General features: G+C 38.5%; 19 protein-coding genes. 10 read left to right on the top strand and 9 right to left on the bottom strand.

Annotated features, from left to right (window positions below; genetic code table 11):
• Complete coding sequence (locus ACZ5XX_RS04980; RefSeq protein ID WP_464583119.1) at window positions 1-1,755, top strand: MJ1255/VC2487 family glycosyltransferase; 1,755 nt, start codon at window positions 1-3, stop codon at window positions 1,753-1,755.
• 2 nt (window positions 1,756-1,757) lie between these two features.
• Here the strand turns inward: ACZ5XX_RS04980 and ACZ5XX_RS04975 are convergent, their stop codons facing one another.
• From ACZ5XX_RS04975 to ACZ5XX_RS04950, 6 genes are all read right to left on the bottom strand, one after another.
• Window positions 1,758-2,690: a transcription initiation factor IIB gene (locus tag ACZ5XX_RS04975; RefSeq protein ID WP_464586238.1), complete on the bottom strand. Its 933-nt coding sequence runs from the start codon at window positions 2,688-2,690 to the stop codon at window positions 1,758-1,760.
• A 2-nt stretch (window positions 2,691-2,692) separates the two neighbouring features.
• Complete coding sequence (locus ACZ5XX_RS04970) at window positions 2,693-2,962, bottom strand: Gar1/Naf1 family protein (protein ID WP_464583118.1); 270 nt, start codon at window positions 2,960-2,962, stop codon at window positions 2,693-2,695.
• 115 nt (window positions 2,963-3,077) lie between these two features.
• Window positions 3,078-3,290, bottom strand: coding sequence for a hypothetical protein (locus ACZ5XX_RS04965; RefSeq protein ID WP_464583117.1), 213 nt, complete (start codon window positions 3,288-3,290; stop codon window positions 3,078-3,080).
• Between the two features lie 54 nt (window positions 3,291-3,344).
• Entirely contained in the window at window positions 3,345-3,620 is a 276-nt protein-coding gene (locus tag ACZ5XX_RS04960; RefSeq protein ID WP_464583115.1) for a DDE-type integrase/transposase/recombinase, read from the bottom strand.
• Between the two features lie 88 nt (window positions 3,621-3,708).
• Window positions 3,709-3,894: a hypothetical protein gene (locus ACZ5XX_RS04955; RefSeq protein WP_464583114.1), complete on the bottom strand. Its 186-nt coding sequence runs from the start codon at window positions 3,892-3,894 to the stop codon at window positions 3,709-3,711.
• 2 nt (window positions 3,895-3,896) lie between these two features.
• Entirely contained in the window at window positions 3,897-4,433 is a 537-nt protein-coding gene (locus ACZ5XX_RS04950; RefSeq protein WP_464583113.1) for a transposase, read from the bottom strand.
• 352 nt (window positions 4,434-4,785) lie between these two features.
• Between ACZ5XX_RS04950 and ACZ5XX_RS04945 the strand changes: the two genes are divergently transcribed.
• The 5 genes from ACZ5XX_RS04945 to ACZ5XX_RS04925 all read left to right on the top strand — a co-directional run bounded on the left by ACZ5XX_RS04945 (window position 4,786) and on the right by ACZ5XX_RS04925 (window position 7,749).
• Window positions 4,786-5,292: a DUF6653 family protein gene (locus ACZ5XX_RS04945; RefSeq protein ID WP_464583111.1), complete on the top strand. Its 507-nt coding sequence runs from the start codon at window positions 4,786-4,788 to the stop codon at window positions 5,290-5,292.
• Between the two features lie 441 nt (window positions 5,293-5,733).
• The gene (locus ACZ5XX_RS04940; RefSeq protein ID WP_464583110.1) at window positions 5,734-6,297 is read left to right on the top strand and encodes a methyltransferase family protein; all 564 of its coding nucleotides are present in this window, start codon (window positions 5,734-5,736) and stop codon (window positions 6,295-6,297) included.
• 116 nt (window positions 6,298-6,413) lie between these two features.
• On the top strand, window positions 6,414-6,671 hold the full coding sequence (locus ACZ5XX_RS04935) for a hypothetical protein (protein WP_464583109.1): 258 nt from the start codon (window positions 6,414-6,416) through the stop codon (window positions 6,669-6,671).
• A gap of 400 nt (window positions 6,672-7,071) precedes the next feature.
• Window positions 7,072-7,215 carry a hypothetical protein gene (locus tag ACZ5XX_RS04930; RefSeq protein WP_464583107.1) on the top strand — a complete coding sequence of 48 codons (144 nt, stop codon included), beginning with the start codon at window positions 7,072-7,074 and terminating at the stop codon, window positions 7,213-7,215.
• A gap of 84 nt (window positions 7,216-7,299) precedes the next feature.
• A complete protein-coding gene (locus tag ACZ5XX_RS04925; protein WP_464583105.1) occupies window positions 7,300-7,749 on the top strand; it encodes a radical SAM family protein in 450 nt (149 codons plus the stop codon).
• Between the two features lie 74 nt (window positions 7,750-7,823).
• Here the strand turns inward: ACZ5XX_RS04925 and ACZ5XX_RS04920 are convergent, their stop codons facing one another.
• Genes ACZ5XX_RS04920 through ACZ5XX_RS04910 form a run of 3 tightly spaced genes read right to left on the bottom strand, consistent with a single transcriptional unit; the run spans window position 7,824 to window position 9,862 of the window.
• Window positions 7,824-8,888, bottom strand: a complete 1,065-nt coding sequence (locus tag ACZ5XX_RS04920) for a UPF0104 family protein (protein ID WP_464583104.1) — start codon at window positions 8,886-8,888, stop codon at window positions 7,824-7,826.
• Between the two features lie 22 nt (window positions 8,889-8,910).
• On the bottom strand, window positions 8,911-9,567 hold the full coding sequence (locus tag ACZ5XX_RS04915; protein WP_464583102.1) for an RraA family protein: 657 nt from the start codon (window positions 9,565-9,567) through the stop codon (window positions 8,911-8,913).
• 4 nt (window positions 9,568-9,571) lie between these two features.
• On the bottom strand, window positions 9,572-9,862 hold the full coding sequence (locus ACZ5XX_RS04910; protein ID WP_464586236.1) for a DUF211 domain-containing protein: 291 nt from the start codon (window positions 9,860-9,862) through the stop codon (window positions 9,572-9,574).
• Window positions 9,863-10,008: 146 nt separating this feature from the next.
• Here ACZ5XX_RS04910 and ACZ5XX_RS04905 point away from each other — a divergent pair, with 146 nt between their 5' ends.
• The 4 genes from ACZ5XX_RS04905 to xerA are packed head-to-tail and all read left to right on the top strand — an operon-like array spanning window position 10,009 to window position 14,072.
• On the top strand, window positions 10,009-10,458 hold the full coding sequence (locus ACZ5XX_RS04905) for a toprim domain-containing protein (protein ID WP_464583100.1): 450 nt from the start codon (window positions 10,009-10,011) through the stop codon (window positions 10,456-10,458).
• Window positions 10,459-10,485: 27 nt separating this feature from the next.
• Window positions 10,486-11,628 (top strand): DNA primase DnaG, encoded by a 1,143-nt coding sequence (gene dnaG / locus ACZ5XX_RS04900; RefSeq protein ID WP_464583098.1) that lies wholly within the window; start codon window positions 10,486-10,488, stop codon window positions 11,626-11,628.
• Window positions 11,629-11,638: 10 nt separating this feature from the next.
• Window positions 11,639-13,144, top strand: a complete 1,506-nt coding sequence (locus ACZ5XX_RS04895; protein ID WP_464583097.1) for an ATP-binding protein — start codon at window positions 11,639-11,641, stop codon at window positions 13,142-13,144.
• 46 nt (window positions 13,145-13,190) lie between these two features.
• Window positions 13,191-14,072 (top strand): site-specific tyrosine recombinase/integron integrase, encoded by an 882-nt coding sequence (gene xerA / locus ACZ5XX_RS04890; protein WP_464583096.1) that lies wholly within the window; start codon window positions 13,191-13,193, stop codon window positions 14,070-14,072.
• The last annotated feature ends 124 nt before the right edge of the window (window positions 14,073-14,196 follow it).

The raw sequence follows: 14,196 nt of genomic DNA, 5'->3' as shown, positions 1-14,196 counted from the left end.
ATGAAACTCACCATAATCATACCAACATATAATGAAGAAGAGTACCTTCCAAGGCTTCTTGAAAGCATAAAAAACCAGGACTACAAGGATTATGAAATCATAGTCGCTGATGCCAATTCAACAGACAAAACCCGAGAAATAGCTGAAATGTACGGTTGTAAGATCGTTGATGGGGGTTTGCCTGCTGAGGGCAGGAATAACGGCGCTAAAATAGCCCAAGGTGAGCTTCTATTATTCCTTGACGCCGATGTGGTTTTAACTGAAGGTTATCTCAAAGAGGCCATCAAAGAATTTGAAAGCGAAAATCTTGGCATAGCCATAACTCAGATGATACCACTATCAACCAGAAAAAGGGATAAGATACTCCATGAGTTCGCGAATAGGTTCATGATACTCACAGAATCCATAAAACCCCACGGAGCTGGATGTTGTGGCATATTAACACGTAAAGAACTCCACGAGAAAGTTGGAGGTTTCGATGAATCACTAGACTTTGGCGAGGATACAGATTATATAGAAAGAATAGGGAAAATAAGCAAATTCAAAGTCTTGAGAAAACCCCGCTTACTAGTATCCATAAGAAGACTTGAAAAAGAAGGATTAAAAGACCTAGCATTTAAATACACCAAGAGCACACTCTGTGATTTTCTAGGTAAGAAGTTAAGCGCTTCAGAATTAAACTACACCTTCGGACATTCCACGAAAAAACCTAAAAGGATCCTATATTCAGTATGTGGAGAGGGTATGGGGCATGCCATCAGAAGCGGCGTAATACTAGAAGAACTTATTAAAGACTATGACGTGTTAATATTCGCAAGTGACCGAGCATACAAATACCTCAAAGAAAGATTCGAAAATGTCCATGAAATATACGGTTTCAACACAGTATACGAAAATAATGAAGTTAAAGACCTTAAAACTTTTCTAAAAGCCATGAAAACATTCCCAAGAGACCTTAAAGAAAACCTGAGCTTGCTCTATAAAATGGCCCGGGATTTCAAACCAAATGTTGTCATATCAGATTTTGAATTCTATGCAAGTCTCATAAGCAACATACTAAGAATACCCCTCATAAGCGTGGATAACATGCATGTGATAACTCAATGTAACATAGAATACCCAAAAAAGTACAGAAAGGATAAACTAAAGGCCGAGGCTGTTATAAGATCATTTATCATAAGACCGAAACGTTATATTATAACGAGTTATTTCTTCCCCAAGATCAAAAACCCTGAAAAGGTCGCTATGTTCCCACCGATCCTAAGAAGGAAGATAATGAGTCTAAAACCATATTATGGGGATCATATATTCGTCTATCAAACAAGCAAATCCAATATCAGATTATTAAAGACCCTTAAAAAAATTAAGAGAAAATTTATCATATATGGCTTCGACAAGGAAAAAACCGAGAATAACCTATATTTCAGAAAATTTAATGAGGATGAATTCTTCAACGATCTTCGATCAGCTGCTGCGGTGATCACCAATGGAGGGTTCACACTCATAAGCGAAGCCCTCTATCTTAAAAAACCAATTTATAGCGTCCCTGTTAAAGGGCAATTTGAACAAATCCTTAATGCATTCTACCTTGAAAAACTAGGCTATGGTGAATTCCACGAGGAAGCGGATAAAAAGTCCATTAAAACATTCCTAGAAAAACTGCCAGTGTATAGAAAAAAATTGGAAAAATATGAGGGTGGGGATAATATGGCCCTCATAGGAGAACTTAAAAGGACTATTGAAAAACTCTCATAAGATTATAAGGTCACACCCATATCCAATTGCTCTGTCAATTCTTTGTACCTGTTTCTTATCGTCACTTCAGTTACACCTGCAACTTCTGCAACATCTCTCTGGGTTTTCCTTTCACCAAGAAGTACTGAGGCTATGTAAAGTGCTGCCGCAGCAACCCCTGTTGGACCCCTACCAGATGTTAAGCCCTTTTTCATGGCCTTTTCGATTATTTCGATGGCCTTTGATTGGACTTCCCCGGATAATCCTAATTCTGTTGCGAATCTTGGCACATAGTCTACAGGTGATGTTGGAGGCAATTTAATATTTAATTCCCGTGTTAGGAACCTGTAAGTGCGGCCGACCTCTTTTTTACTTACTCTTGAAATTTCGGCGATCTCGTCAAGTGTCCTTGGAACGTTGCATCTTCTGCATGCGGCATAGAGTGACGCTGCGACCACTCCTTCGATGCTTCTACCCCTTATAAGTTTGTTTTCAACTGCCTTTCTATATATCATTGATGCAGCTTCTCTCACGCTTCTTGGAAGTCCAAGATTTGAAGAGTCGCGGTCCAATTCGCTCAAAGCATAGGCTAAGTTTCTCTCTGTGGCGCCAGAAATCCTGATTTTTCTCTGCCATTTTCTTAACCTGTACCATTGGGCCCTGTTCCTTGCTGGTATGTCTCTACCATAAATGTCCTTGTTTCTCCAGTCTATCATTGTTGACAGGCCCTTATCGTGTATTGTGTAGGTTAGAGGCGCGCCCACTCTTGTGCGTTTGTCGCGTTGTTCATGGTCGAATGCTCTCCATTCTGGGCCCATGTCTAGGAAGTTGTCATCTATGACTAATCCGCAGTTTCCACATACAATCTCAGCTCTTTTATAATCCCCTCTAAGGTCCTCGGATCCGCATTCTGGGCATTTTGTTTCTTTTTCAATCTCTGAAATTCCCCTTTTCATTTTCATTTTTTCCTTTTTCGTTTTTTTCGCCCCCATTCTCTCTCTACATATAAAGTTTCTCCAACTCGCTTCTCAATTTTTTTAGAATTTATTGCACGAATTGGTTTTATTAGAATATATGGCATTTTTGTCGGGCCGAAAATATCCTGGACTTTACCAAGTAATTGTCCTTGGGATGTGAATACTTTGGCTCTGAAGGGTGGTGTGCTCTTTGAACGTGCTATGATATTACCTCGATTAGAAACATGTGAAATTTTCCCAAGCACTCTCATAATAATAACCGAAAATTTTATATATTATAATTTTATGGAGGTTATATATAAATTTTACGATAATTGGTTCTGTTAACTTATTGTTGGTGAAATGAAAAAATAAAAATTATCGAGTTTACGTCTCCGCTTCGTTAGAAACAAATTTTGTCAACTTAGTTTGATAATAAGTAGCTTCTCTTATCAAATCTTCCCAACCATTTTCTATATTCAAATCAAATCTACAAGCTTCAGCAGGCGTTTTACCTTTCAAGTTCAGATGAGGTCTTAGGAAATTGTAGTAAACAAACCAGCCATCTAGCCATACTTTGGCTGTTTCTTCACTTTTCAACCTCCTAAAGGTTTTAGCCTATCATTTAGAGTTTCATGAAGTTTTTCAACAACATTATTTGTTTCTTGCTTCTATTCCAGCTCTTCTTACAAATTCTTTATGCTCTTTATACCTGCTGTAAAAAACTTTCTTGAAACCTTTTTCATAAGCCCATAAACCATCTACAACTACTCTTTTTGGTCTTTCAACCGATCTTTCTTTCGCTTGTTTAAACAGCTTAATAACTTCTTCTATAGTTCTTTCTTCAGATAAATGAGTAGCAACCAAAAATTTAGTATCAGCATCGATTATTTCCCAGAACCATTTATATTCACCATCGCACTTTATCATTGTCTCATCAACATGAAATTTCCCACTTAGTTCAACTTTCAGATTATCTGGGAAAGAAAAATTGGCTCTGTAGAAATTATATTTAAATTTAGATGGATAAGTGTTTTGCGTAGAGATATATGTCATAGCAGTTGTTTTTTAGTTTGGTTTCTTTGTTTCTTAGTCGGTCGCTTCGGCTTTGGTTTTCATCGCCGAAAACTCTTTTCAAAACTGATATTACTGTTTCTGCCAGGCTTCTGAGGTGATATTTGGGTTTGCTGAAGAGTGATAGCATTCCTAATCGGTATTTGCCTTTTTTATTCTTTTCTTAGGTGGTATCATGCTGGTTGCTTCCAGTTCTTCGTTTATGACACGGTGTATTTCTTCCTTGTCGAATGCTTTGTCTAAACTGAAACCTGATGGTTTATATTTCTTAGTTTTCCTTATAGTGGGTATTGCATCTTTGGAGTCGTGTCTAGGTCTGCGAGCCACTTTCTGGGCCAGTATAACTTGTGTTCGTGTGTCTATTGCTATTTGGTTTTTTGTGTAGCTTTTCCTCCACTTTTTACGTTGTTTTTTGATTTTACGTGCGTAATATAGACTCGCCTGGTCACTGGAATGTCCGGTTCCATCAATCGCCACCCATGGTTCCTTAATATCGAATAATCCCACAATAAAATCGAGTATTTTGTCCAGAAAGTGAGATCCAAGACGTTTGAAAAACTTCTGCAAGGTAGTATAGTGCGGAACAGTTTTTAATCCGAGCATTTCCAGTAATTTAGGCATTAACTCAATAACTGCTGTGAATTCACGATATTCAAATCTTAAACGCATTTCAAACACATTAAAGCCATAAGCTGATGCTGAGTGTACTTATGCTTTGATTTTTCGCAGGAGTAAGCTGGTAAAGTCATTTCAGCCACTTTAAATGCCACACGGGTAAATTTTATTAACTCGTTTTCACCTAAATCACTCATGGGATCACCTTCAGTTTTTGGTTAATACTCGATATGTGATCCCATCATACTTATATGATTTCTACAGAGCCGAAAAATTTAAATATTTCGCATACTAATCAGGTTTATGAAGTTTCCCGAAAACATTGCGGGAAATTGGTGTTAGGCGTAATTCAAACCCCCTCGAAAAAACAGAAAACTTTGTTAATTTTTAACCATAAGGATGCAATATGACACTTGAAGAAAAAATAAGTAAAATATTCAAACTAGATAGTGATGAAGCGTGGTTAAGACACGCTAATCCTTGGAGTGCTTATTCGCGTTTTTCTATGCTTCCACTTTTAGCCATCTCTTTTTGGAGCAGAGTATGGCTCGGTTGGTGGGCGCTTGTCCCAATCATTATTGTCCTATTATGGTTATGGCTTAATCCGCGAATATTTCCTAGAGCAAAAAGCACTGATAACTGGGCATCAAAAGCAGTTCTTGGCGAACGTGTCTGGATGAATCGTAAAACAATACCTGTTCCAAAGCACCATCTTTATATACCAAATATCTTGTCAGTGGTTTCAGTAATTGGAATGATTCCTTATATCTGGGGGTTATATTTTTTGGAAGTATGGCCAGTAATTTTCGGTGGGGTTGTTGCTTTCCTCAGCAAATTGTGGTTTTGTGATCGTATGGTATGGTTATATGAAGATATGAAGCATTTGCCAAAGTATAAAAAATGGCTATTCTAATGAGGGGGTTTTTGAACTCACTCCGCTACGCTTCGTGTCACGCTGCGCTCTCCTCCTTTCATTCGTCGGGGCGTATAACAGCGGATATGAGGTTCGCCCCTCGGCTCGGGGCTCACCCAAATTGCTCCCTACGGTCGCAACTTCGTTTATCCGCAAAACGTTATGCAAAATTCACCTCGTGCCTCATTCGTTCATGGCCTGTTACGCATGGAACAAAAGCAAAGTTTTTTATACTAAATGGTCTATTCATAAACCAGACAAAAAACGAGGAACGCAGTCCATGAACCTGCATGATGGCGAACTCAAGCCCCTGTCTGGGTCGCATAAAAGTAAATATCCGAACTTGGCGCGGATATCCTCCAAAAGTGCCATCATATTCGAACCATGAGTGCGGATATGAACGAGTTAGGCGAAATAGCGGCATATAACTGAGGTAAAAAAATGAATACTAATCTGACTATCATTGTATTTGTTGCTATAGTAATGATTGGACGAATATTTTCATCAATTCATAGAAAAACAGATAAGATAAAAACAATTAAAAATATTTTTTCTGACTATACTGCTTTGATTATTTTGATTATTCAAATGATTTTCATTTCTTTGCCAATTATAGAATACTACTTGGTTAAAAATGATATAAATCCAATAATTTCTGGAATAGGAGGACTGACCATTTTTACTGGGTTTCTAATCTCTTTTTTTGCTAATAAAGAAATTGGGACAAACTGGTCTGCATCTATTGAAAAAGATAACTCTCAAAAATTGATAACATCTGGAATATATAAATATATTCGGCATCCGTTATATTTTTCAGGACTTTTAATATTGTTAGGAACAGTAATATATTTCCAATCTTGGTGGAGTTCAACAGTATTAATTCCTTTTTATTTATTAGTAAACTGGAGAATTAAACATGAAGAGGATAATTTAATTAAGTTCTTTGGTAATGAGTATAGACAATACATGAGAAAAACAAAAAAAATAATACCTTTTTTATACTGAATGTGCCGCTACATTCGCCTAACAGAGGCTATAAGCCATTAAAACGGTGCATAGCCGCGAGACGTTATCGGAAATTGCGAGCCCGCCTGTAAAAATTTATAAAGATATGGAGGTTTATGAGTATGAAACTATCAAACGAAACAAAAGTGTCCTTAGTAACTGTAGTTTGCATTTTGGCACTCGCGGTAATATCAAAAAATGTTCTTCATGCACAGCTTGATTTTATTTCCCAATATGGACCTGTATGGATGTTGGTAGTTTATTTATGTACAAGGGAAGAATGCAAAAAATCAAAAATTTGTGATAACCCTTTGTTTTGGTCAATAGCAATAATTCTTATAACGTTAGCAATTTTGGTCGTTTATGCAATATAATCTTTGGGCGGGCTCGCAACTTTTCGCATCTTCGGTGCTCGGTCTCGGCTTTGCCGAGACTCTGATAACAGCGGATAAAGGGGAAATCAAAGATTTCCCCAAATTGCTCCTTTTGGTCGCAACTTCGTTTATCCGCAAAACGTTCTCCGAAATTCACTCCGCCCCGCTAAAAGGATTTAAATAAATCATTTGCTTATTTGAAGTATGGTTAAAATATATGAGATAAAATCAAGAAGCATAATACATAAAACCAAAATTCCTGGCGTTGATTGGGGTATTAATTATTATCGTGGTTGCACTCATGGATGTCTCTATTGTTATCTGAAATTTCTTTGTAAATGGAGAAAAACAAAAAGAAAAATGGGGAGAATTTGTTGACGTAAAAATAAATGCACCAGAATTGGTTGCTAAAGAAAGCAAGGACAAAAAGGGAACAGCTATTTTATGTACCGGTGGAGACCCATATCAGCCGATCGATAAAAAATACCAATTGACAAGGAAAGTTCTTCAAAACTTAAACCCAAATTTAAACTATCAATCTTGACAAAATCTGATTTAATCACAAGAGATATTGATTTATTTAAACGCTTCAAAATCATAGAATTAGGTCTGACTATAACAACACTAGATGAAAATATCAAAAAAAGTATTTGAACCATTTTCTTCAAGTTCACGCGCAAGATTGGAAGCATTAAAGAAATTGAGACAAGAAGGACTTTATACCTATGTTTTTGTTGGTCAGATATTTCCATACTTAACTGATTTAGAGGAGATTTTTAGAGAAGTTTCGCCTTTCGTTAATCATTTATCCTTCGAAGATTTGAATCTGAATCCATGCAGAAAAGAAGTTTTTGAAGCAATAAAAAAGAACTTTCCTGAGTTGGAAGATAAATACAAAAATTTATCAAAGGAATTTTGGTTTGAAAAAGAAATTAAAAAGTTGGGTGAAAAGTATGCTCTGCTTCGGGGCTATCGCCCACGCCTAACAGGCGGGTATCTGAAGTCCGAGCGTAGCGAGGATTTGGCGGAGCGTAGCGAAGCCAGATACCCGCCAGACGTTATACCAACAATAAGTTAACAGAACCCGATAATTATATAGATAAGAGACCAAGACCCCATAACTCTCTTTCAAAGCTGCATACCCCCCAATTTTCAGCTACCTTGATGGTTTCTTATGATAATTCTCCCATAGTATATGGCCGCGAGAAAACCGAAGAAAGTTGGGGTTATGTAACTAGCTAACCTATCAATCACACTCGCCGCCATCACATGATCCGCGGATATGCCAGCAACTGCAAAGAGAGCGACGAGTATACTTTCCCTCAATCCAAGAGCGCCTGGGAGTAATGGTAAAAGTGATATTAGAATCCCCACAGTATAGATTATGATCAAAAGGGCTATTGGGGGTTCCACGCCAATAGCCAGAAAACAGATAAAAATACGGGTTAAATCAAGAAACCACATAATCAATGAGAGTAAAAAACCTACTATCAACACTTTCCTGTCAGTTAATGCCATGGAAAACCCACTACTAAACCTGTTAACGTAAAAGATCATCTTATCCTTTAAATTCCTAAATTCAAACCTTCTATGGGTTATATTTCTAATGAAAGGTAAAACGGATTTTATTATACCTAATACTATCCTCTGGGCCACATCCCGCCTAGCCCCAGCATAGATCACCACCGAAAAAACTACTATAGTGAATATAATAAGGAAACTCACTATAAGACGGGTCCAAATAGAAACCGCCCATGTCATGATGAGAACGGCTGAAAGTAAAGATATTATAGCGAATGGTATGAACTCAAACACTCTGTCAGCGGTTGAGGATGCGAAACCTATCTCAAAGGGGGTTCCCCTAAGTTCAAAGAGAAGATAAGCCCTCAAAGGCTCCCCCCCAGCAGCCCCAGGGGTTATATTGTTCCCAAAAATGCTTGCAAGTAACATGAGAAATAACGAAAAAAATCTAGGAGACTCATCTACAAGGTTAAGTATCAAACGCCAACGAAAAGTCCACACAATGAGGATCATGCCCTCAAAGACAAAATTCAAAACCAAAAAAGATGGATCAGTCCTCTTCAAGGCCAAAAATATCCCCTTAAACCCGGCGAATAAACCTAGAATGAATATTAAAACCGCAACAATTAAAAATGATAATATAATCGTCTTTTTATGCTCTTTTATATAATTAAAAATGCTTTGACCCTCTTCCATCCTCTAAACATCCCCCAGGAAGTTACTTTAAACCGAGGATCCTTGAAAGTGGAATCCCATCCTCGATTAGTCTGCTTATATCAGCTTCCCTCTCTTTTATCCTGAAAGCTTCTTCCATTACAATATCTAAGAGTTCCTGGGGGACTATCACCACACCTGACTCATCACCAAAAACATAATCTCCAGGTCTTACATCCACTCCCTCGCATTCCAATTCGATATTAACTTCACCCAAGGCTAGAGGTTTACCAGCGTTTGGAACAACCCCTTTTGAAAAAACAGGAAAATCTAATTTACTGATAGCATCAAGATCCCTGCAAGCCCCATATATGATCGTACCAGCAATCTTCTTTTTCTTAGCGGTTTTTGATGTTAATTCACCCCATACAGCATTATCATCCCCCTCTGCCATTATAAATATAACCTCTGATTCACTAGCATGGTCAATGGCCTTTACTGACGTCCCCCAATCATAATCCTTCGTCTTTGCCGTTACTATGGGTCCAAAAATTTTCTTCTTATTTAATGGTCTCAGGGAATGTATCGCACCATTATAACCAGAAATTTTATAGAGGGCATCAGAGATTTGGGGTGTTGAAAATCTAAAAAGGGGAGCTTTTTCACCAGCACTAAAACTTTCAAGAAGTCTCCTGGGTGATATTTTACCCTCTATCCTCATAAGATCAATCCTGTGGTGTTGTAACCTCTTCTACCATGATTTTACCAGCCACTACCTCATCTACACTGTGTATTGATCCGCCATACTTTTCTATAGCTTCTGTTATCTCCTCAAAATCTAAGTCGTTTCCTTGTATAGTTACTTTAATGTTCTCTGTTTCCTTGTCGATTTCCATGAGGGTTATGTTAACGCCCTCAACACCTTTAAGTTTGCTCAAGTATATCGCATAATATGGGATTATAGGATCATGGGGTTTTAGTATATCCAATACGATCCTAATAAGGCCCTTCGCCACCTTATTTTCCTCCAAAAATTTATTATCTTTTCCCTAATTTTCTCTATTAACCTAGGGAGTATTTAAAGTTTACAGCCCAAGTATGGGATGGACGTTAGCCTATTCTTTAGATTTATATATTAGTATACCATATAATATAGATACTAATGGTTATTAAAGGTTTTAACATGACACTGGGAAGATTACAGCGCCTGAATGAGGAACTAGAGGAACTTCGATATTGCAGTGAACAAGGAATACCAATTCTGATAGAAGGGAAAAAAGACGAGGAAGCTCTTCAAGAACTTGGAATCCATGGCAAATTCATAAAAATTTCAGGGTCATCATCAAATTTATCAGAAATTGCAGATTCAGTTGCCAGATCATCATCAATGGTGATAATTCTCACGGATTTTGATAGGAAGGGTAACCAACTGGCGAAGAGACTCCGAAGAGAAATAGAGAGCCTAGGCTGTTACCCGAATTTACAGATTCGCAAGAGGATAATGGGGATGACAAGAAAATACATAAAGGACATACAAAGTCTTCCCAAATACATACAGAGATTAGAGATGGAGATCTCCCCATACCCTTTCCAATACAACTCCATCTACTAACCACAATAAAATTATAGGGGGATTATCATGGGAAAAGAGGAAATAAGCACGACTAAATATCTTATTCATGCTCAAATTAATGCTAACGGGATTGTTGAAAAACCGGATGTGGTAGGTGCAATATTTGGACAAACAGAAGGATTATTAAGCAACGACCTAGACCTTAGAGAATTGCAAAAAACAGGAAGAATAGGAAGAATCAAAGTTAACATAACATCAAGGGGCGGTAAATCAAAAGGAGAAATAATAATACCCTCCAGTCTTGACAGAGTCGAAACAGCCATACTAGCAGCATCACTAGAGACCATAAACAGAGTAGGACCATGTGAAGCCTATATACAAGTTACAAAAGTTGAAGACGTAAGAGCCGTGAAAAGAAAAAAGGTAGTTGAACGTGCAAAGGAGATATACGCCAGCATGATGGAAGAAGTAACACCAGAAAGTCTTAAGATGATAGAAGAAGTGAAAGAGGCCATGAGAGTCCATGAAATAACAGAATACGGGGAGGATAAACTGCCAGCAGGCCCCAATGTAGCCACATCAGATGCTATACTCGTCGTGGAAGGAAGGTCAGACGTCCTAAACCTCTTAAAACATGGTATAAAAAATGCAATCGCAGTTGAGGGAGTGAACATACCCCAGACCGTCGCAGAACTAACCCGCAAAAAAACAGCAACAGCCTTCGTAGATGGTGACAGGGGCGGGGAGCTCATCCTAAAGGAACTCCTACAAGTAGCAGACATTGACTATGTTACGAGAGCCCCCAAGGGAAAAGAGGTGGAAGAACTCGGAAAAGATGAAATAATGGTCGCCCTCAGAAACAAGGTACCAGTAGAACAAATCTACCATGAACTGGGCATACCAGCGAAAAGCAAAAAAACAGAAGACAAAATGGTACTATTAAAGAGCATTCTCGACGAATTAGAAGGTTCAGGTAATGCTGAAATCCTAGATGATGCCATGAACATCCTAAAGGAAGTTAGAGTCGAAAACCTTTATGATGAATTAAAAAACGTCAACAACCACCCCTATGCAATAGTATTCGATGGCGTGGTAACACAACGCCTAGTTGACATCTCATATGAGAAAGGAGTGAAATACCTAGTCGCCATAAGAAGTGGCGAAGTTGTGAAAAAACCCCAAAACATCAAGATAATAACAAATAATTGAAGGATTTAAAATGTATGTTGATATGCGAAAAGAAACACTCGATGATATTGAAAGTACAGATGATATAAAAATACCAGAGGACCCCCTAGAAAGAGTTATAGGCCACGACAATATAATGCCAATGATCAAAATCGCCGCGAAACAAAAAAGAAACCTATTACTCGTCGGCCCGCCAGGTATTGGTAAATCACTCCTTGCACAGGCAATCTCATACCATCTCCCCAAACCATCCGAGGAGATAATAGTCGTACACAACCCAGAACAGCCAGAAAGACCATTCGTAGAAGTTAAAACCAGAAAAGAGATAGAAAACGAACTACTAGAAATGGAAATGGCTGAAGGAGAGCTTATAGACCCTCAAAGCGCTCCGGATGCCGTGGCGGAGAGGCTTGGGTTCAAATGCGTACACTGTGGTGAATATAGCAGCGCATATACCAGCATATGCCCCAAATGCGGAGGCGAAAAATTTGCCCACATCAACGCCAGACGAAAACACCTGGGGGACTTGCTGGGAATGTTCGAGATGAATTCAAACAACCTTAAAGTTCCCCAGAAGAGGGTTACAACAACAAGGATAATAAATGGTGTCGAGGAAGTAGTCATTTACGAAAGAGTAGGTGGAGACGAAATAAAAGTACTCGACCAAAGAGCATTAGAAAAAAGAAGACAAATGGTGGAAGAAAAGCCAAGGAATGTTATAGTACCATTAGAACGTAAAACATTCATCCAAGCCACAGGAGCCAGTGAAACAGAACTCCTAGGGGATGTGAGACATGATCCCTATGGTGGACACCCAGACCTCGGATCACAACCATATGAGAGGGTAGTGCCAGGGGCAATCCACGAAGCACACGAGGGAGTCCTGTTCATAGACGAGATAGTCCACATTGCAAACCTCCAGAGATACATACTAAGTGCAATGCAAGACAAGACATTCCCAATCATTGGAAGGAACCCCCAAAGTGCCGGGAGCTCCGTTAGAGTCGAAAACGTCCCATGTGATTTCATATTCATAGGAGCATGCAACATCATAGACTTACAATACATACTACCACCCCTCAGGTCAAGGATACAAGGAGAAGGCTATGAGATACTCATGAATACAACAATGCCAGACACCCAAGAAAACAGGGCAAAACTAGCACAATTTGTCGCGCAAGAAATAGAAATAGATGGTAAAATCCCCCCAGCAAAAGTAGATGCGATCGAACTCATAATAGAAGAAGCGAGAAAACGCGCAAGGGTCATCGACGACATGGAAGATTCATTAACACTCAGACTCAGAGACCTTGGCGGGGTAGTGAGAATGGCAGGCGACCTCGCAGTAATGGAAGGAAGCGAATACATAACTGGCAAACATGTGGAAGCTGCTATAAAAAGGGCCATCCCAGTAGAAGAACAGATAATAAAAAAATACAAAAGTTATGAGAACGCACTCCAAAAGGATCTTACAAGTTCCCAACACATACGCAAATCCCAAGGACACCATGAAAACATAGATAGAAGCTACATGTAGTCACCCCACCCAAGATCCCTGCGCGAATTGACGAGGGGTACTTGATATGAAGACTAAAAGTATCCTCAAAGACTTCCCTGAGATGATAGAGGATTATCTAATCGACCTAGAAATTAGAAACTATTCCCTAAACACCATAAAAATTTATAAATCCATCCTAGACAACTTTTACAGGTTCCTAACAGATGAAGAAAACTCGGATAAAAACATTCTAAGATCGTTTAAGAGATATATAAGATATTTGAAAAGGGATAAAAGGGTATCCCAAAACTACATATACCTCGTAACTATCGTCGTTAAAAAATTCTTCGAATTCCACAAAATGGACCACCTAAAAGATGTTAAAACCCCAAAAAGGGCGAAATCACTCCCAAAATCATTAAATGAGGATGAAGTGAAGAGGTTAATAAGAGCAGTGGACACTGATACTAGACAAAGAAAATTTACAAGAACAAGAGACAAACTAATATTATCCCTACTTTATTCTTCGGGACTCCGAGTCTCAGAAGTCGTGTCCCTAAAAGTAAACGACATAGACCTCAAGGACAGAACCATAAGAATAAGGGGTAAAGGCAACAAAGACCGCATAGTACTATTCGACCAAAAAACAAAAAAATTACTCAAGGAATACCTCCACGAAAGAAGCCAGGAAAGCGAATACTTATTCCTAAACCGTTTCGGGAACCCGCTAACACCACGCTATATCCAGATAACAATAAAAAAATATGCAATAAAGGCAGGCATCAAGAAAAAAGTGACACCTCACATCCTAAGACACTCATTCGCAACACACCTTTTAAAAAATGGGGTTGACATAAGAGCCATACAACAACTCCTAGGACACTCCAACCTTTCAACGACACAAATCTATACAAGCGTAGACATGGGAACACTCAAAAATCTCTATGACAGGGCCAAATTACTTTAATTTTCCCCACAGGGGTGGGTCCTGTAGGCTACAAAAAGGCAAAAATGTTATCTTAGGTTTAGAAGAGCAAAACTTATATAAAAAATGATATATTAATAAATCTAAATATATAGTGGAGGTGTTT

It is taken from the genome of Methanothermobacter crinale (assembly GCF_055397825.1).
Note: the sequence above shows the minus strand (reverse complement) of the source record. Positions and strands in the feature narration are given on the sequence as shown.